This window comes from Streptomyces sp. NPDC048415, from assembly GCF_040651675.1.
GTDB lineage: Bacteria > Actinomycetota > Actinomycetes > Streptomycetales > Streptomycetaceae > Streptomyces.
The window spans coordinates 24527-42597 of record NZ_JBEZKJ010000036.1 but is presented as its reverse complement, the minus strand read 5'-3'; the positions used below and the strand labels follow the sequence as shown (position 1 = coordinate 42597).

The following is an 18071-nucleotide window of genomic DNA, read 5'->3' as shown; positions in this document are numbered from 1 at the left end:
ATCGTCGGCGGCAGCAATTACTTGCTGGTTACGCACGCCCGTGGAGCCGGAGCGGGAGGGCGCTGACTCCCCAGGTGAAGTTGGACGGCGTGAACGAAGGCGTGCCGGTGAGTTCCACACTTGCGACGCGCTCGGCCAGCCGGCCGAACAATGCGTTGAGTTCGCAGCGCGCCATGCGCGCGCCCAGACAAAGGTGTCTGCCGTGGCCGAACGCCAGGTGCCGATTGGGACTCCGGTCGACGAGGAACCGGTCCGGCTCGTCGAAGACCTCCTCGTCCCGGTTGGCGGACGCGTTCCAGAGCGTGATCCGTTCGCCGGGCCGCAGCCGCTGCCCGGCTATCTCCGTCGGGCGCAGGACGGTGCGCATCGCGTGCACGCCCGGTGAGGTCCAGCGCAACGCCTCCTCGACGGCGGCGGCCACCCCGGCGGCGCCGAGAGCGCGCAGCCGCTCCCACTGCTCGGGGAACTGCGCGAAGGCGAGCAGTCCTCCGGCCGTGACATAGCGGGTGGTCTCATTGGCGCCGGAGAGCACCCCGTTACAGTTGAAGATGATCTCCTCGTCGGTCAGCGGGCGACCGCCGTCGGCGTCCACCCTGCCCTGGGTCGCGACCCAGCTGACGAAGTCGTCACCCGGCTGCGCCCGCCGCGCCGCGAGCAGATCGGCGAAGTACAGAAAGATCTCGCCATTGGCGTGTTTGCCTGACGTGTCGTCGAACGCCTCGGTGGTGACCGCGCCGATCCAGTCCCAGTCTGCCCGGGGGAGATCCATCAAGGCGCACACCACGTGGTTCGGCAGCCGCTTGGCCACCTCGATAAAATCCAGCGGCCGGTCGAGGATGTCTTCGGTGATCAGCTCGTCCACCACCTGCCGCACAAGCCCGTCGACCCGGGGCATGCGGGAGGGCCCGAACCACTCCATCAGCGTCCGTTTGACCGCGGTGTGCTGCGGCGGATCGGAGACGATCAGCATCCGCTGGGCGACCGCCGCCACGGCGGCCGCGTCGCTGCCGATCCGCATCCCGAAGCGGGAACCGAAATGTGTGGAGTCCCCGTACACGGCGGCGATGTCACGGTGCCTGGTGAGCACCCAGAACGGCGCGGGGTCGCCCGGATGCCGGTACACCGGCGAGTTGGCGCGCAGCCAGGCGAGGGCGTCCCAGAAGTCGTTGCGTTCGAAGGGGCCGGGATCGATCAGGTCGATCACTGGCGGTGCCTGCGGGATCACGACGGTTCCTCCTCGGCGATGTCGGCCAGAACTTGGGAGAGCCGTCCGAGCAACGCGACCGGATCCTCGCGGCTGACCCGGTGCCCGCCGATGAAGTCGTGGCGGTGCAGCGGCCCGGTGGTGACATCGCGCCAGTCGTCCAGCTGTGCGGGGGTGACTGTCTCGTCGGCAACGGCGCCCCACGCGTACACAGGACAGCGCAGCGGCTGAGCGCCCGGCGCGTCCCGGAAGGTCGTCGACAACGCCGCGTCGCGGCGCAGCACCTCGGCGGCGATGTCGCGCAGTTCGGTGACGAGCTCCGGTGGCAGGGTCGAACCGTCGACGCTTGCGGAGGCCAGCCGTTCGACGTCGTCGTCGCGGAGCCCGCCCTGCCGTGCCCAGTGGACCGGCGCCCGGCAGACGCACACCACGAGTGCGGACGGGCCGACCGCACGGGCCAACTCGTATGCGATCAGTCCGCCGAGGCTGTCCCCGAAGACGACCAGCGGTCGGTCGAGGAGCCCGGCGTCCGCCAGTTCCGCCACCACGGCACCGACCACCTCGGCGATGCTGGACGGTGCCGGCTCGCCCCACCGGTCCTCCCGGCCGGGCAGCTGCACGGCGCACACCGTGGCGCTCGAGCCGAGCCGGACCTGCCAGTCCTGGAACTGGAACGAGCCGGCGCCGGCCTGCGGCAGGCAGAGCAGGACCGGGACGGCCGCCGACGCGCCGTTCGGCCAACTGCGAAGGTAGGTCATGACGCCGCCGTGGGTTCTCCCAGCCGGGCGCGGACGACATCCGCGCAGGCTCGGATGGTGGGGTTGCTCAGCAGTTCGCGCATCGACAGGGACACCCCGGTCTCCTGACGCAGCGCGGTGATCATCCCGGCGGCCAGCAGGGAGTGCCCGCCCGAGGCGAAGAAGTCGGCGTCCACGTCGGTCACCGGATGCTCCAGGACCGTGTTCCAGACCTTCATGACGGTGCTCAGCAACGGGTCCGTAGCCTCCGGCGGGTGGTGCCCCGCGCCGTCGGCGGCCGCGTGCGCCGCGGCGAGCGCGGCCCGATCGGTCTTGCCGTTGGGGGTCAGCGGCAGCGTCTCCAGACGCCGGATCCCGCTTGGCACCTGGTGCGCGGGGAGCGTTGCGGCGAGGAGGTCCCGCAGTTCCCCGTCCCCCGGGTAGCCGTTGGCGGGCACCACGGCCAGGCCGATGGTCCGGCGTCCCGGAAGCAGGTAGGCGACGGCCTGTGCCACACCGGGGCCGACGGCCCGACGCTCTATCTCGGTGAGCTCCACGCGGAACCCGCGTACCTTGACCTGTGTGTCGACCCGGCCGCGGAACTCCAGCTGGCCGTCGGTCCGCCGCCGGACGAGGTCCCCGGTGCCGTAGATGCGGCCGCGCAGGGGATCGGTCACGAAATGGCGTGCCGTCAGCTCTGGCTCGTTCCGGTAGCCGAGGGCGACTCCGGGCCCGCCGATGTACAGCTCACCCTGCTCACCGTCGGGTATCGGGCGGCCCTCGGGGCCGAGCACGTGGACGGCGTAACCGGGGATCGAGGTGCCGATCGTGGCCAGGTCGTCGCCGCGGGCGCTGTCCGCCCAGGTGGCCGCGATGGTGGCCTCGGTCGGCCCGTATACGTTGAGCAGCCGGCGACCGGTCCCGTGCCGCTTCGCCAGGTCCGGCGGGCACGGCTCGCCGGCCACCACGATCGCCTCCGCGCTGTCCACGCCTCCTTCGCAGGCGGCCAGCAACGACGGCGTCAGACACACCACTTGAGGGGCGAGGGCGGCAATCGCGGCGGCGGGTCCGTCGGCCGCCGATCGCGCGAGGTCCACGATGCCGAGCGCGTTTCCGAACACCAAGTACAGGAGGGTGCACCACAGCCAGCCGTCGAACGCGGGCGACACCGCGTTGATGCCGTTGCCGCCGCGTGGCATCCCGAGGGTCTCGATCGCGCCGACGAACGCCTCCAGGTTCGTGAACGAGACGTCGACCCCCTTCGGCCGGCCGCTGCTGCCGGATGTGTGGATCACGTAGGCGACGTCCTCAGGGGAGACCGGTTCCGCCGTGACGGCGCCGGCGACTCCGCCGGGCTCCTCGAGTAGGTCTGAGGTCGTCAGAACCGGAACGCCGTTGCCGAGCACCTCCGGCGTCAGCTCGGCCGCGATGATCCACTCGGCACCGGAGTTGGCGATGACACTGCTGAGGTGTGCTGCTGGATGCCGCTCGTCGAGGAGCACCGCGGTCGCACCGAGAGCCCAGACGGAGAGAAGAGCGGTGACGGCGTGCCGGTCACGGCCGGTGGCGAGCGCTACCGCGGTGCCGCGTCCGATCCCGTAGGCGCCTAACGTACGGGTCGCCGTGCCCACGGACACGGCGAGCCCGGCCCAGGTGAGGCTGCCGTCGGCCGTGATGACCGCGGGCTCGTCGGGACGCTCGGCGGCGTGGTCGGCCACATGGTCGAGCAGGCGGGAGATGACGACTGGAGGCGTGGCTGTCGAAGGGGTCGTGGTCATGCCCGAGTCCTTCCTTCACCGGTTTGCGGACGCGTGGACTAGAGGGCGAGCGGCCGGCCGCGTCCGTTCAGGACCTGGTGCAGGGCCTGCCTGGTGTCGGCGGACGGTTCGACGCCGATGAGACGTTGCAGCCGTCGCTCGCACAGCTGGTACCAGCGCATCGCCTGCTCCGGCTGGCCGAGCAGGCCCGCGACCCTGATCAGGTCCTGGTAGGTGGGCTCGTGCAGCGCGTCGATCTGTAGCGTGCGCTGACCGAGCGCGAAGACCGCGTCCGCGTCGCCGCGCTCCACCGCGGTGCAGCGCAGGACGTCGAGGGCGCCTAACGCCAAGGACCGGTAGTACTCTCGCGCCTCGGCGGTCCAGTCCTCATCCTGACCTGCCAGGAAGTCACCGTGGTAAAGCGCTATCGCTCTTGTCAGGCTCTCTGCGGCTTGATCCGAGCGGCCGTGGGAGCGGTGCTGCATGCCGTCGTGGATCCGTTCCCGGAATTCCTCGATGTCGCACCAGGCGTCGTCGGCGTCGAGCAGGTAGCCGCCATCCCGATGCAGCAGCCGGATGGGCGACCCGGCGCCTTCCGACTGCTTGCTGGCGCCGAGCGTGCTGCGAGCTCCGCAACAAGCGACCTTCAGCGAACTGGAGGAGGCGCGCCACTCGGCCTCCGGCCAGAGCGCATCCCGCAGCTGGTTACGGGTCATCACCCGGTTCCGGTGCAGCATGAGGTACTGAAAGAAGCTGCGTGACTTCCCGGCCCTCCAACGCTCGACCGGCATGCCGCCCACCGAGGTCGCGAACCGCCCGAAGAAACACACCGACAGGTACGCGGGTGGAGTTTCCGGCAAGTTCGCAAGCATCGTCGTGACGCTCATCTCTCTCACTCCTCTCGCGGGCTGCCCCCGCGGATCGCCATAGCCGGTCCCGAGGTTAAGTTCGCCTTCTGGTGGTGAGGAGGTAGTAGCGGTGGAGATACCACCTTTCCTGGCCAGGTGGTACGCCTGGTCGTATCGAAGGTGAGCTGGAAGGCGTAGCGATCCGAGCCACGGAGAGGTTGCCGGTGGTTTCGGGGTGCCGGAAAATTTGTCACCATGAACGGACCGACCGGTGTCACACGCGAGGATTTCGCGAGCGACAATCACGCGGAGGCGCATCCCGCCGTACTGGCCGCGATCATGGCGGCCGGCCGCGGGTCGGCTCCAGCTTATGGAGGCGACCGCTGGACGGCGGCTGCCGAGGCGAGCCTCCGCGACCTGGCCGGGCCGGCGGCGGTTCCGCTGCTGGTCTTCAACGGCACGGCCGCGAATGTTCTCGGCCTGTCCGTCCTGCTCGGTCCGGGTGATGCGATCATATGTGCCGACAACGCTCACTTCGCGGTGGACGAATGCGGGGCGGTCGAGGCGATGTTGGGCAGGAAGCTCTTGCTCGCCCCGGCACCGGACGGCAAGCTCACCCCGGCGGCGATCGAGGCCGTGCTGGAGCGGTGCACGGACGTACGGACGCCGCGTCCTTCAACTGTGGCGATCACACAGGCCACTGAACTGGGAACCTGTTACACACTGCGGGAGCTCGCGGCGCTGCGCGAACTCTGCGACCGGAAGGGGCTCCGCATCTACCTGGACGGGGCACGGCTCGCCAACGCCGTGGCCCATCTGGGCTGCAAGGTGGCAGACATCGCTCGCTTCGCCGATGCGTTGAGCTTCGGCTTCACCAAGAACGGGGCGCTCGGCGCCGACGCGCTGCTCCTCATGACTTCCGACCTCGCTGAGCGGGCGCCCTACCTGCGCAGACAGCAGGGGCAGTTGGCGTCCAAGATGCGGTTCCTCGCCGTGCAGATCAGCGCGCTGCTCGACGGTGAGCTCTGGCTGGACAATGCGCGGCACGCGAACAGCATGACCACCCGCCTCGCGGCGGACCTGGAAAAACTGCCCGGACTGCGGTTGACCCAGCCTGTGCAGTCCAACGCGGTCTTCGTCGAGCTACCACCTGCCGCGACGAACACGCTGCGCAAGAGCTGGACCTTTCACCTCCTGCCGGCCGGAGTGACCCGTCTTATGACGTCTCACGCCACCGGTCAGGCGGACGTGAGCGACCTTGCCACGGAGGTAGCGGCGAGCCTGAAGTAGGAGATCGCTCGTCGGGGTGGCGTGCGGGCAACATGCCCGCTGCCTCGGCCCGCCGCAGTGCGTCGACTCGGGAGACCGCGCCGAGCTTGCGGTAGATGTTGGTGAGATGGCGCTTGACCGTGCTCACGCTGATGAACAGCCGTCGGGCGAGCTCGGCGTTGCTCATGCCCTTGGCGAGCATGGAGAGCACTTCGAGCTCGCGGGCCGAGATCAGACCGGACGGCTTGGCCTCGGCCCGGTCATCGGCGAGCAGAGACTTCTGGGGGAGGTGGATGACGAGCTGATCCGAGTTCATCAGCACGGAGTCGATCGCCGTTCTGAGCGCCGGGTAGTCGATTGACTTGTGCAGGAAGCCGGACACTCCAACGGCTAACAGTTCGCGGATCTGCGCGCCGTCGTCGTGCATGCTCAGGATGATCACTTTGGTGTCCGGGCTGTCCTTGAGGATGTCGATCAACACTTCGTGCGGATCGGAACCGGGCATCTCGATGTCGATGATCAGGACGTCCGGACGGAGCAGCCTGCACAGGACGACCGCCTCGGCGCCGGTCGAGCCCTCGGCCTCGACCACGAAAGTCGGAACCGACGTGAGGAGGGACACGAGACCGGTGCGGAACAGGTTGTGATCGTCCACCACGACAAACCGGATGCGGGCACTGGACATCGACATCGGGCCGCGAGTTACCCGACTTGTCATACGGACTGCCCCCCGTGTCGGCAGCGATCCACAGCGTAGTCGCGCCGTCCCCTGTGGCGCGACGCTTCCCCCATGCCGTCCCGCCCTGCCAACGAAGGTAACTGCATGGAGTGAGGACGACAAGGCAATGGGCCGTGCTTTCGTTGGCGCGAGCTTCGCTGACGCGTTCGAGAGAGCGTCCAACTCGCGTGCGATGTGCGGGAGTTCGGTGACCGCGCCGCGTCCGCTCTGGCGCAGGTAGCGGCCGAGTGCGGAGAGGGTGAGGGTCTCGCCGATGCGGCTGCGGTGGCGCATCGCGTCGACAACACTGCGGGCTGCGTTGTACGCGGGGACGGTCTCTCCCGGGGCTGCTTCGAACCGTTCGACGCCGAGGGCGAAGGTCTTCGAGGCGTACTGCGCCACCACGGTCGGCAGGTAGGAAATCGTGGGCGTTGTGAACCGCGCGGCACGGCGATGTGTACTGCTGAGGGGATGTCGTCGATCAGCTCGTGCAGGGCCAGGGCGGACTCAGCGCACACGACGGCGCGTGGAGCCCGCGCGCACACGGCCAGCAGATCTGCGTGCGCGGTCTCCGGTGCGTCTGCCCGCCGGTAGACCCCCCGGGACGGTTCGTCCATCTCTCCCTCCGCGACCAAGGACGCCAGATCGCGGGGGGAGAGCAGGGCCCACCAACCCCCAGGCCAGACGCCCATCCCGTGGGATTTCCCGGGGACTTTTCGGGGGCTCTCACGCCTGCCCCAGGGACATTCCGGGGACCTTCCGCCGCGTAAGCAGGGAAGACCCCGACAGTGCTGAAAGAACCGAACGCGCAGGCCGGGCCCCGCCCCCTCAGCACTCGATGATGTTCACCGCGAGCCCACCCCGAGCCGTCTCCTTGTACTTGACGCTCATGTCCGCGCCGGTGTCCTTCATGGTCTTGATGACCTTGTCGAGGGAGACCTTGTGGGAGCCGTCGCCGCGCATGGCCATCTTGGCGGCGGTGACGGCCTTCACGGCCGCCATGCCGTTGCGCTCGATGCAGGGGATCTGCACGAGGCCGCCGACCGGGTCGCAGGTGAGGCCGAGATTGTGCTCCATGCCGATCTCGGCGGCGTTCTCGACCTGTTCGGGGCTGCCGCCGAGGACCTCGGCGAAGGCGCCCGCGGCCATCGAGCAGGCGGAGCCGACCTCGCCCTGGCAGCCGACCTCGGCGCCGGAGATGGAGGCGTTCTCCTTGAAGAGCATGCCGATCGCGCCCGCGGCCAGCAAGAACCTCACCACCCCGTCCTCGTCGGCGCCGGGCACGAAGTTGATGTAGTAGTGCAGGACCGCCGGGATGATGCCTGCGGCACCGTTCGTCGGGGCCGTCACGACCCGCCCGCCCGCCGCGTTCTCCTCGTTGACCGCCATCGCGTAGAGCGTGATCCACTCCATCGCGTGGGCCAGCGGGTCGCCCTCGGCGCGCAGTTGGCGGGCCGAGATGGCGGCGCGGCGGCGGACCTTGAGGCCGCCCGGCAGGATGCCCTCGCGGGACATGCCGCGCGACACGCACGCCTGCATCACGCGCCAGATGCCGAGGAGTCCTTCGCGGATCTCCTCCTCGGTGCGCCAGGCCCGCTCGTTCTCCAGCATCAGGGCGGAGATCGACAGGCCCGTCTCCCGGGTCAGCCGCAGCAGCTCGTCGCCGGTGCGGAAGGGGTACTTCAGCACCGTGTCGTCCAGCTTGATGCGGTCCTCGCCGACCGCGTCCCCGTCGACGACGAAGCCGCCGCCCACGGAGTAGTACGTCTTCTCCAGCACGAGTTCGCCGGAGGCGTCGTAGGCGAAGATCGTCATGCCGTTCGCGTGGTACGGCAGGGCCTTGCGGCGGTGCAGGACCAGGTCGTCGTCGAAGGAGAAGGAAATCTCGTGCTCGCCGAGCAGGCTCAGGCGCCCTGACGACTTGATCGCCTCGACCCGGTCGTCGGCCCCCTCCACGTCCACCGTCCGCGGCGAGGCGCCCTCCAGGCCGAGCAGCACCGCCTTAGGGGTGCCGTGGCCGTGGCCGGTCGCGCCCAGGGAGCCGTACAGCTCGGCGCGTATCGACGCGACCGGCTCCAGCAGCTCTTCCTTGCGCAGTCGCCGCGCGAACATGCGTGCCGCGCGCATCGGGCCCACCGTGTGGGAGCTGGACGGGCCGATGCCGATCGAGAACAGGTCGAAGACCGAGATGGCCACGGGAACTCCTCAAAGCGGGGGTGGTGCAGGGGGTAGGGCGCCGCGCACCATCCAGTGTGCGCGGCGCCCTGAAGAATCGTACGTTCCGTACGAATTACTTCAGGCCGGGGTACAGCGGGTGCTTGTCGGCCAGAGCGGACACCCGGGCCTTGAGGGCCTCCGCGTCGGCCTCCCCGAAGGGAGCGGGCGCCTTGAGGGCCTCGGCGATGATGTCGGCGACCTCGGTGAAGTCCTCGGTCTGGAAGCCGCGGGTCGCCAGGGCCGGCGTACCGATGCGCAGACCGGACGTCACCATCGGCGGGCGCGGGTCGTTCGGGATGGCGTTGCGGTTGACCGTGATGCCGACCTCGTGGAGGCGGTCCTCGGCCTGCTGACCGTCCAGCTCGGAGTTGCGCAGGTCGACCAGGACCAGGTGCACGTCGGTGCCGCCGGAGAGGACCGAGACGCCGTGCTCGGTGACATCGGCCTGCACCAGGCGCTCGGCCAGGATCCGCGCGCCGTCCAGCGTGCGCTGCTGGCGCTCCTTGAAGTCGTCCGAGGCGGCGACCTTGAAGGAGACGGCCTTGGCGGCGATCACGTGCTCGAGGGGACCGCCCTGCTGACCGGGGAAGACCGCGGAGTTGATCTTCTTGGCGAGGTCCTGAACGGAAAGGATCACACCACCGCGCGGGCCGCCCAGCGTCTTGTGGGTGGTCGTGGTCACGACGTGGGCGTGCGGCACCGGGTTCGGGTGCAGGCCCGCCGCCACCAGACCGGCGAAGTGCGCCATGTCGACCATGAGGTACGCGCCGACCTCGTCCGCGATCCGGCGGAACGCGGCGAAGTCCAGCTGACGCGGGTACGCCGACCAGCCGGCCACGATCAGCTTCGGCTTGGACTCCTTGGCCAGCTTCTCGACCTCGGCCATGTCGACCTGGCCGGTGGCGTCGTCGACGTGGTACGCGACCACGTTGTAGAGCTTGCCGGAGAAGTTGATCTTCATGCCGTGGGTCAGGTGCCCGCCGTGCGCGAGGTTCAGACCCATGATCGTGTCGCCCGGCTTGAGCAGCGCGAACATCGCGGCGGCGTTGGCCTGGGCGCCCGAGTGGGGCTGCACGTTGGCGTGTTCGGCGCCGAAGAGCTCCTTGACGCGGTCGATGGCGATCTGCTCGACCACGTCGACGTGCTCGCAGCCACCGTAGTAGCGGCGTCCGGGGTAGCCCTCGGCGTACTTGTTGGTCAGGACCGAGCCCTGGACCTCCATGACCGCGACCGGAGCGAAGTTCTCCGAGGCGATCATCTCCAGGGTGGACTGCTGGCGGTGCAGCTCGGCGTCGACGGCGGCGGCGACGTCCGGGTCCAGTTCGTGCAGGGGCGTGTTCAGAAGCGACATGCGGGGACTCCTCAGCCGGCGGTGAAAGCGGTGTACTCGTCGGCGGAGAGCAGGTCGGCCGGCTCGTCCGTCACGCGTACCTTGAACAGCCAGCCGCCCTCGAAGGGCGCGGAGTTGACCAGCGACGGGTCGTCCACGACGTCCTGGTTGGCCTCGACGATCTCGCCGGTGACCGGCGCGTACAGGTCGCTCACCGACTTGGTCGACTCCAGCTCGCCGCAGGACTCGCCCGCGGTCACCGTGTCACCGACCTCCGGAAGCTGGGCGTAGACGACATCGCCGAGCGCGTTGGCCGCGAACTCGGTGATGCCGACCGTCGAGACGCCGTCCTCGGCGACCGACAGCCACTCGTGCTCCTTGCTGTAGCGCAGCTGCTGGGGGTTGCTCATGGCCTGAATTCTCCTGTACGCGGGGGAGTGCTGATGAACGGGGGAGTGTTGATGAGCTGGGCGGATGTGCCCGGGGTCATTTGCGGCAGGTCGGTTCGGTGCTCGCGGGGCGCAGTCGTCGGGCGCTCGAGGGCCAGGGTCATTTCTGGCGCATGAGGCCCAGTGTCACTTCTGGCGCTTGTAGAAAGGCAGCGCCACGACCTCGTACGGCTCATGGCTGCCCCGGATGTCCACACCGACGCCGGCGGTGCCAGGCGCGGCGTGCGCGGCGTCGACGTACGCCATCGCGATCGGCTTGCCCAGCGTCGGGGAGGGGGCGCCGGAGGTGATCTCGCCGATCACCTTGCCGTCGGCGACGACGGAGTACCCGGCGCGCGGAACGCGGCGGCCCTGGGCGATCAGGCCGACCAGCACCCGCGGGGGGTTCTCCTGCGCGTGCGAAGCGGCCTCGGCGAGCGACTCGCGCCCCACGAAGTCGCCCTCCTTCTCGAACTTCACGACCCGCCCGAGCCCGGCGTCGAAGGGGGTGAGGGAGGTGCTCAGCTCGTGGCCGTACAGCGGCATGCCCGCCTCCAGGCGCAGCGTGTCGCGGCAGGACAGGCCGCAGGGGACGAGCCCGACGGGCGCGCCCGCCTCGGTGAGCGCCTGCCACAGCTTCTCGGCGTCGGACGGGGCCACGAACAGCTCGAAGCCGTCCTCGCCGGTGTAGCCGGTGCGCGCGATGAGCGCCGGGACGCCCGCGACCGTGCCCGGCAGACCGGCGTAGTACTTGAGGCCGTCCAGGTCGGCGTCGGTCAGCGACTTGAGGATGCCGGGGGACTCGGGGCCCTGCACGGCGATCAGCGCGTACGCGTCACGGTCGTCGCGGACCTGGGCGTCGAAACCGGCCGTCCGCTCGGTCAGCGCGTCCAGTACCACCTGCGCGTTGGAGGCGTTCGCGACGACCATGTATTCCGTGTCGGCCAGCCGGTACACGATCAGGTCGTCCAGGATGCCGCCGTCCTCCCGGCAGATCATGGTGTAGCGGGCGCGGCCCACGCCGACGGAGGCGATGTTGCCGACCAGGGCGTAGTTCAGGAGGGCCGCCGCCTGCGGGCCGGTGACGGTGATCTCGCCCATGTGGGAGAGGTCGAAGAGACCGGCCTTCGTGCGGACGGCGAGGTGCTCGTCGCGCTCGGAGCCGTAGCGCAGGGGCATGTCCCAGCCTGCGAAGTCGGTCATCGTCGCGCCGAGCGAACGATGCAGGGCATCGAGCGCGGTGTGACGGGGTGCGTTGCTGCTCATCGGTGGGGCTCCCAAGGCATGACGGCGAGGTCGTTCCTCCCCATCTGTCATCGGAACCTGAGAGGTTCATCAAGACCACGCGAAACGGTGGTCCTGACTTGCACCTTGGGTGGAGCCACTGGTCAGCGGCCCGCTTTTCAGATGTGCCTCGCCCGCGCGGTAACGGGGCCTGAGAGATTCAAGGGAGGGACTTGCTCCTTCGGCGCCCAGGGTGACCTGGGACTCTCCCGCGCGGATTCAAGCGGCCGGTATGCAGTTGGCGGGCACATCATTGCACGCGCCGTCCGATCCGGGCAGCCCGGATCTGTAACCGGGCTGTGGCAGTCCGGGTACGGAAACGACAGACACCGCGCATTACCTTCTCTTTACACTCGGCGGGGAGGGCACTCCACACCCAAGGGGAGGACGATCACGGTGAACAAGGCCACGGCGTACGCGACGACCTCGGCCATCGCGCTGCCCAAGCGGCCCGGCGCCCCGGCCCGGGAGGCCTGCGGGCCGCTCCCGACGGCCGTCGTGCGCGACCTCAGGGACCGCGCGGCACACAGCCCGCACGGTCTGCGCTTCGGAACGTCGGACCTCGTCGTGGTCACCGGGCTGCCCGGCAGCGGCAAGTCGACGCTGATGCGCCGCGCCGTCACGGGCGCGCGCGTCGACTCGCAGGACACCCGCGACCGCTGGGACGGCCGGATGGCCGGCTGGCTGCCGTACGCCGTCTACCGCCCCCTGGTCCGCCTCGCGCACTACGCGGGTCTGCGCCGCACGCTGCGCTCCGGCGCCGGAGTCGTCGTGCACGACTGCGGTACGCAGGCATGGGTGCGCCGCTGGCTCGCCCGGGAGGCCCGGCGCCGGGGCGGCGCGCTGCACCTGCTGCTGCTCGACGTGGCGCCCGGCACCGCCCGTGAGGGCCAGCGCGAGCGCGGCCGGGGCGTGTCGCGCTACGCCTTCGCACGCCACCGCGGCGCGCTCACCCGGCTGCTGCGCTCCGTCGAGCGGGGCGACCTGCCGGAGGGCTGCGGCTCGGCGGTCCTCATCGACCGGGCCGCGGCGGACGTGCTGCGCCGGATCGACTTCGCCGACTGAGCGCGGCCGACCGGTCGCATGAGCCCGTTAACGCCGACCGGTCGCATGAGCCCATTAACCTTGCCAGCCGGAACAGTGGTTCACAGCAGGCGGTAGACAGATGGACTTCCCCGAATTCCCCGAAAGCCCCGGCTTCTCGGCGTCGGCGCACCCGCATCCGCACGGCGGATGGCCGGGCAACGAGCTGGAGGAGGTACTCGCCGCGTCCCTCGGCGTCCCCTCGGCCGGCGCGCGCATCGTCGAGGTGCTCGGCCGCAGCTTCGTCTGGGTGCCCCTGCCGAACGGCGGCGGCCCGCACGGCGGCCCGCTCGACCTGCCCACGCTGGAGATCGAGGGCCAGTCATACGTCCCCGTCTTCAGCTCCGAGGAGCAGTTCCGCCAGGTCACCGGCGGCCATATGTCGTACACGATCGCGCCGGCGGTCGAGTTCGCCCGAGGACTCCCGCCGCAGGTCGGCATCGCGGTCAACCCGGACGGTGTGGTGGGCGTACCGCTGCCGCCGATCGCCGTCGCCGAGCTGTGCCGGACCGGGCGGACCCCGCTGGACGGACCCGCGAGCGGCGGCCGGGTGCGGCTGTTCGAGCCCGACTGGCAGGACGATCCGGTGGACTTCCTGTCCGCCGCCTCCGCCGAGTTCGCCGGGACCGGCGTCGTCCTGACCGCCCGTCGCTGCCTCGCCGCCATCGAGACCGCCGATCCGGTGATGTTCGTCGGAGTCGAGCTGTCCCAGTGGGAGGGAGACCTCCGCGCGCTCCCCATGGAGGCGCTGGGCCGGGCCCTGAGCAAGGTCCCGGTGAAGTGGCCGGTGAACCTGGTCCTCCTGGACGTGGCCCAGGACCCGGTGGGCCACTGGATGAGCACGAACGTGCGGCCCTTCTATCAACACGGCCACTGAGCAGCGCCCTTCAGGGGGGCGGGGCGTGACATTGTGCGGCTCCGCCGCGTGCGCGCGACCAGCCAGGAACCGGCCCGCAGCCGCGAGACGACAGCAAGTCCCGAGCTCTTGGGCGGTTGCTGTCGGCGGGGCCACCTAAGCTGGTTTCATATCCAAGGTCCAGGTCCTCCTTGAAGGGCGGTAAACGGTGAGCGCGAGCGGCACGGCTGCTGCCGGGCAGGTCGAGCACATGCTGCGCCAGGTGACGCCGGGGCGTTACGACGCCTACGAGGCGCTCCTTCGCGCGCTCGCGACCCCGTCGTCCGGCCAGGTCTGGATGCTGCTCTGGCACGGCCAGGCCGGCTCCCCGGACGCCCAGTACGGGAACATGGAGGTCGACGGCTTCGGGTACGCGCCCTGTGTCACCTCCGCCCAGGAGCTCTCGGCCAGCGGCTGGAACCGCTCGTACGAGGTCGTCGACGGCCTCGACGTCGCCCGCACCCTCTACGCCGACCACTTCGGCCTCTGGCTCAATCCGCACGCCCCCGGCGGCGGCGTCGGCATCCCCTGGCTGGATCTGCGCCGCATCGCCACCGGCCTGGAACGGCAGCCCTCGGGCCCGCTCCGGCTCTGCGAACCGGCCATCGAGATCCCGCAGTTCTACGCCCTGCTCACGCAGAACGCGCACCGCACCCCGGCCGTGCGCTCACTGCGCCGCGCTTGGGTGCAGCCCGCGCTCGGGGCGCCGTATCTGGCCGTCGGTCTGGATGTGTACGACACTTCGCCGCCCGCCGTCGACTCGGTGCGCGCGATGATGCAGCAGTCCATCGGCGCGGTCCCGGACGGGCTGCCCGTCTCGACGGTCGCGATGTCCGACGAGTACGACCCGGTGGCGATGTGGCTGCGGGCCAACGCCCGGCCGTTCTACGACCGCGAGGCACACGCGGCTCCGGCCCAGGCACCGGTGCCGGGCGGATACGGCTATCCGCCGGCCCCCGGCGGCTACTGACCCGAGGAATCCGACGCGATCGGGCCCGCCCCCGCGGAAGGGCGGCGGGCCCGACCTTGCTTGGCTGGTGAGGCCCGCGCGGAAGTGCCCGGGGGGTGCGGATCGAAGCCGGGGCCGTGGGCTCTTCTCCGCGCGTAGATGAGGCAGGAAGGTCCCATTTCCTCCCTTTTGCCCCAACTCACCACTGTCCGCCCCCCGTTACCCGCCGTCCGGATAACGGAACCTTCCAGCCTGCATCACGTTTGCGCATCCATTCACCGTCAAGTCTGGTAACAGATCGCCAATGCGTTGAAGACTCCCGCTCCAGGGGGGTTCGCCCCCGTGTACGACGGACTGATCACGCCGCTACAGCGGCAAGTGTGGGCCGGCTACCGCCGGTTGAGAGGGGTCCCTGCCAGATGACGGCACCATTGCACGAGCCGACCGCGGAAGCGGCCCCGAGCGCGGCCGAGGAAGCGGCGATTGCCACTGCCGGAGTGAAGGCCGTACAGGGACGTTCCCTGGGCCGGATCGCCTGGGAGCGTCTCAAGCGGGACAAGCTCGCCCTGACGGGCGGCGTAGTCGTGCTCGTCCTCATCGTGGTCGCCGTGCTCGCGCCGGTGATCACGAGCCTGGTCGGACAGGATCCGGACGCCTACCACGAGGGCCTGATCGACCCGCTCTTCGGCACCCCCAAGGGGGCGCTGGGCGGCATCAGCGGCCACCACCTGCTGGGTGTCGAGCCGGTCAACGGCCGCGACATCTTCGCGCGCATCCTCTACGGCGCCCGGGTCTCGCTCCTGGTCGGCTTCCTGTCCGCCATGGTCGCCGTGATCCTCGGTACCGTGCTGGGCATCCTGGCGGGGTTCTTCGGCGGCTGGGTCGACTCGCTCATCAGCCGGGTGATGGACGGCCTGCTGGCCTTCCCGCAGCTGCTGTTCACCATCGCCCTGGTCTCCGTCATGCCGAACAACATGCTGGGCCTGAGCGGGTCCAACGTGCGTGTGTTCATGATGATCCTGGTCATCGGCTTCTTCGGCTGGCCCTACATCGGACGCGTGGTGCGCGGCCAGACGCTCTCGATGCGTGAACGCGAGTACGTCGAGGCCGCCCGATCCCTGGGCGCCGGGCGGCTCTACATCCTCTTCAAGGAGCTGCTGCCCAACCTCGTCGCGCCCATCATCGTGTACACGACGATGATGATCCCCACCAACATCCTCACCGAGGCGGCACTCAGCTTCCTGGGCGTGGGCGTCAAGCCGCCCACGGCCTCCTGGGGGCAGATGCTTTCGAGCGCGATCGACTACTACGAGTCGGACCCCATGTACATGGTGGTCCCGGGTGTGGCGATCTTCATCACCGTCCTCGCCTTCAACCTCTTCGGCGACGGCGTGCGGGACGCGCTGGACCCGAAGGCGTCCCGCTGAACTGCCGTACCCAAGCGTCCCGTGGCACCAACACGGGGTCTCTCATCAAAACCGGAGGATCCGAGATCGTGACTACCCAACGCACCTCAGGGCGGCGTAAGCAGGCGTTGGCCGCTGCTGCTGCGGTCGCCGCGCTGCTGACCACGGCAGCGTGCGGCGGCGGTGGCAATGACGGCGGCGGCTCGAAGTCCGGCGCCGCCGGCTTCGACGCAGCCAACAACAAGGCCGCCCAGGCCTCCCTGGCCAAGAAGGGCGGCACGCTGAAGTTCGGTGGTGCCCAGGACGCCGACTCGTGGGACACCACGCGCGGTTACTACGGCTTCATGTGGAACTTCGCCCGCTACTACAGCCGCCAGCTCGTCACGAACAAGACGGAGCCGGGCAAGGCCGGCGCGGAGGTCACTCCGGACCTGGCCACCAGCACCGCGAAGGTCTCGGACGGCGGCAAGACCTACACGTACACGCTGCGCGACGGGAGCACCTGGGAGGACGGCAAGCCGATCACCTCCAAGGACGTCAAGTACGGCATCGAGCGTGTCTGGGCGCAGGACGTGCTGTCCGGCGGCCCGGTCTACCTGAAGGACGTGCTCGACCCCAAGGGCGAGTACAAGGGCCCGTACAAGGACACCTCCAAGGACAAGCTGGGTCTGAAGGCGATCACCACGCCGGACGACAAGACCATCGTCTTCCACCTCCCGAAGGCCAACTCGGACTTCGAGGAGATGCTGGCCCTGGTCTCGGCCTCCCCGGTCCGCCAGGACAAGGACACCAAGTCCAAGTACGGCCTGAAGCCGTTCTCCTCCGGCCCGTACAAGTTCGAGTCGTACAGCCCGGGCAAGAGCCTGAACCTGGTGCGCAACACCGAGTGGAAGCAGTCTGCGGACCCGATCCGAAAGGCGTACCCGGACAAGATCTCGGTCACGTTCTTCTCGGACGCCAACCAGCTGGACCAGCGCCTGCTCAACGGTGACCTGGACCTGGACATCAACCAGACCGGCATGTCGCCGCAGGGCCGCACCACCGCCCTGAAGGAGCACAAGGCCAACCTGGACAACCCGGTCTCCGGCTACATCCGCTACGCGACCTTCCCGCAGAGCGTGAAGCCGTTCAACAACGAGCACTGCCGCAAGGCCGTGATCTACGGCGCCGACCACGTGTCGCTGCAGACCGCCCGCGGTGGCCCGGTCGCCGGTGGTGACATCGGCACCAACATGCTGCCGCCGTCCGTCGCGGGTGCCGAGGGCCAGAAGTACGACCCGTACCAGCTCGCCACCTCCAACAAGAACGGCAACGTCGCCAAGGCCAAGGAAGAGCTGAAGGCCTGCGGCAAGCCGAGCGGCTTCTCCACCACCATCGCCGTCCGCAACAACAAGCCGGTCGAGGTGGCCACCGCTCAGTCCCTGCAGGCGTCGCTGAAGAAGATCGGCATCAACGCGCAGATCGACCAGTACGACGGTTCGCAGACCACCGGCATCATCGGCAGCCCCTCGAACGTGGCGAAGAAGGGCTACGGCATCATCATCATGGGCTGGGGTCCGGACTTCCCGTCCGTCCAGGGCTTCGGTCTGCCGCTGTGGGACAGCAAGTACATCCTGCCGAGCGGTAACTCGAACTACGCGCTGATCAAGGACAAGGCGATCGACGGCCTGTTCGACCAGTACGTCAACACGCTGGACGACGCCGGCAAGACCAAGATCTCCACGCAGATCAACCACAAGGTCATGGAGGGCGGCTACTACCTGCCCTTCGTCTTCGAGAAGTTCATCAACTGGCGTTCGGACAACCTGGCGAACGTCTACACGACCGACGGCTACAGCGGCATGTACGACTTCGTCAACCTCGGTCTGAAGTCCGCGAAGTAAACCCGGCACACCCGCCGAACGGCACGAAAGGCAGGTGAAGGCCGGCGCGGCGTGATCGCGGGC

The 18071-nt window shown here is 69.2% G+C and carries 15 protein-coding genes and 1 riboswitch; of the genes, 6 read left to right on the top strand and 9 right to left on the bottom strand.

Features of this window, described 5'->3' with window-relative positions; genetic code table 11:
* Positions 1–28: 28 nt before the first annotated feature.
* Genes AB0D27_RS23450 through AB0D27_RS23435 form a run of 4 tightly spaced genes read right to left on the bottom strand, consistent with a single transcriptional unit; the run spans position 29 to position 4585 of the window.
* Entirely contained in the window at positions 29–1225 is a 1197-nt protein-coding gene (locus AB0D27_RS23450) for a cytochrome P450 (protein ID WP_362511954.1), read from the bottom strand.
* Entirely contained in the window at positions 1222–1962 is a 741-nt protein-coding gene (locus AB0D27_RS23445; RefSeq protein ID WP_362511951.1) for a thioesterase domain-containing protein, read from the bottom strand. Before AB0D27_RS23445 ends, AB0D27_RS23450 begins: the two co-directional genes overlap by 4 nt.
* Positions 1959–3719 carry a non-ribosomal peptide synthetase gene (locus AB0D27_RS23440; protein ID WP_362511948.1) on the bottom strand — a complete coding sequence of 587 codons (1761 nt, stop codon included), beginning with the start codon at positions 3717–3719 and terminating at the stop codon, positions 1959–1961. The genes AB0D27_RS23445 and AB0D27_RS23440 overlap by 4 nt, the downstream gene beginning before the upstream one ends.
* Positions 3720–3757: 38 nt before the next feature.
* Positions 3758–4585: a BTAD domain-containing putative transcriptional regulator gene (locus AB0D27_RS23435; protein WP_362511945.1), complete on the bottom strand. Its 828-nt coding sequence runs from the start codon at positions 4583–4585 to the stop codon at positions 3758–3760.
* Positions 4586–4801: 216 nt separating this feature from the next.
* Between AB0D27_RS23435 and AB0D27_RS23430 the strand changes: the two genes are divergently transcribed.
* The gene (locus tag AB0D27_RS23430; RefSeq protein WP_362511942.1) at positions 4802–5836 is read left to right on the top strand and encodes a beta-eliminating lyase-related protein; all 1035 of its coding nucleotides are present in this window, start codon (positions 4802–4804) and stop codon (positions 5834–5836) included.
* Here AB0D27_RS23430 and AB0D27_RS23425 read toward each other — a convergent pair.
* From AB0D27_RS23425 to gcvT, 5 genes are all read right to left on the bottom strand, one after another.
* Positions 5763–6938, bottom strand: a complete 1176-nt coding sequence (locus AB0D27_RS23425) for a response regulator transcription factor (RefSeq protein ID WP_362511939.1) — start codon at positions 6936–6938, stop codon at positions 5763–5765. The two genes, AB0D27_RS23430 and AB0D27_RS23425, sit on opposite strands and share 74 nt — an antisense overlap.
* Positions 6939–7361: 423 nt before the next feature.
* The gene (locus AB0D27_RS23420; protein ID WP_362511936.1) at positions 7362–8729 is read right to left on the bottom strand and encodes an L-serine ammonia-lyase; all 1368 of its coding nucleotides are present in this window, start codon (positions 8727–8729) and stop codon (positions 7362–7364) included.
* Positions 8730–8823: 94 nt separating this feature from the next.
* Positions 8824–10101, bottom strand: a complete 1278-nt coding sequence (gene glyA, locus AB0D27_RS23415) for a serine hydroxymethyltransferase (protein ID WP_362511933.1) — start codon at positions 10099–10101, stop codon at positions 8824–8826.
* A gap of 11 nt (positions 10102–10112) precedes the next feature.
* The gene (gcvH, locus tag AB0D27_RS23410) at positions 10113–10490 is read right to left on the bottom strand and encodes a glycine cleavage system protein GcvH (protein ID WP_362511931.1); all 378 of its coding nucleotides are present in this window, start codon (positions 10488–10490) and stop codon (positions 10113–10115) included.
* 165 nt (positions 10491–10655) lie between these two features.
* Positions 10656–11774 carry a glycine cleavage system aminomethyltransferase GcvT gene (gene gcvT / locus AB0D27_RS23405; protein WP_362511928.1) on the bottom strand — a complete coding sequence of 373 codons (1119 nt, stop codon included), beginning with the start codon at positions 11772–11774 and terminating at the stop codon, positions 10656–10658.
* Between the two features lie 147 nt (positions 11775–11921).
* A riboswitch (glycine riboswitch) is annotated at positions 11922–12014 on the bottom strand.
* Between the two features lie 168 nt (positions 12015–12182).
* Between gcvT and AB0D27_RS23400 the strand changes: the two genes are divergently transcribed.
* The 5 genes from AB0D27_RS23400 to AB0D27_RS23380 all read left to right on the top strand — a co-directional run bounded on the left by AB0D27_RS23400 (position 12183) and on the right by AB0D27_RS23380 (position 18008).
* Positions 12183–12857: an AAA family ATPase gene (locus AB0D27_RS23400; protein WP_362512020.1), complete on the top strand. Its 675-nt coding sequence runs from the start codon at positions 12183–12185 to the stop codon at positions 12855–12857.
* A gap of 100 nt (positions 12858–12957) precedes the next feature.
* Complete coding sequence (locus tag AB0D27_RS23395) at positions 12958–13752, top strand: enhanced serine sensitivity protein SseB (RefSeq protein ID WP_362511925.1); 795 nt, start codon at positions 12958–12960, stop codon at positions 13750–13752.
* A gap of 187 nt (positions 13753–13939) precedes the next feature.
* On the top strand, positions 13940–14740 hold the full coding sequence (locus AB0D27_RS23390; RefSeq protein ID WP_362511922.1) for an enhanced serine sensitivity protein SseB C-terminal domain-containing protein: 801 nt from the start codon (positions 13940–13942) through the stop codon (positions 14738–14740).
* A gap of 398 nt (positions 14741–15138) precedes the next feature.
* A complete protein-coding gene (locus AB0D27_RS23385; protein ID WP_362511919.1) occupies positions 15139–16146 on the top strand; it encodes an ABC transporter permease in 1008 nt (335 codons plus the stop codon).
* A 68-nt stretch (positions 16147–16214) separates the two neighbouring features.
* Positions 16215–18008: an ABC transporter substrate-binding protein gene (locus AB0D27_RS23380; RefSeq protein ID WP_362511916.1), complete on the top strand. Its 1794-nt coding sequence runs from the start codon at positions 16215–16217 to the stop codon at positions 18006–18008.
* Positions 18009–18071 lie beyond the last annotated feature (63 nt).

Coding starts and splice junctions, on each gene's coding strand:
- AB0D27_RS23445 (WP_362511951.1), bottom strand. CDS start 1,962: ATGACCTACCTTCGCAGTTGGCCGAACGGCGCGTCGGCGGCCGTCCCG.
- AB0D27_RS23440 (WP_362511948.1), bottom strand. CDS start 3,719: ATGACCACGACCCCTTCGACAGCCACGCCTCCAGTCGTCATCTCCCGC.
- AB0D27_RS23435 (WP_362511945.1), bottom strand. CDS start 4,585: ATGAGCGTCACGACGATGCTTGCGAACTTGCCGGAAACTCCACCCGCG.
- AB0D27_RS23430 (WP_362511942.1), top strand. CDS start 4,802: ATGAACGGACCGACCGGTGTCACACGCGAGGATTTCGCGAGCGACAAT.
- glyA (WP_362511933.1), bottom strand. CDS start 10,101: ATGTCGCTTCTGAACACGCCCCTGCACGAACTGGACCCGGACGTCGCC.
- gcvH (WP_362511931.1), bottom strand. CDS start 10,490: ATGAGCAACCCCCAGCAGCTGCGCTACAGCAAGGAGCACGAGTGGCTG.
- gcvT (WP_362511928.1), bottom strand. CDS start 11,774: ATGAGCAGCAACGCACCCCGTCACACCGCGCTCGATGCCCTGCATCGT.
- AB0D27_RS23395 (WP_362511925.1), top strand. CDS start 12,958: ATGGACTTCCCCGAATTCCCCGAAAGCCCCGGCTTCTCGGCGTCGGCG.
- AB0D27_RS23385 (WP_362511919.1), top strand. CDS start 15,139: ATGACGGCACCATTGCACGAGCCGACCGCGGAAGCGGCCCCGAGCGCG.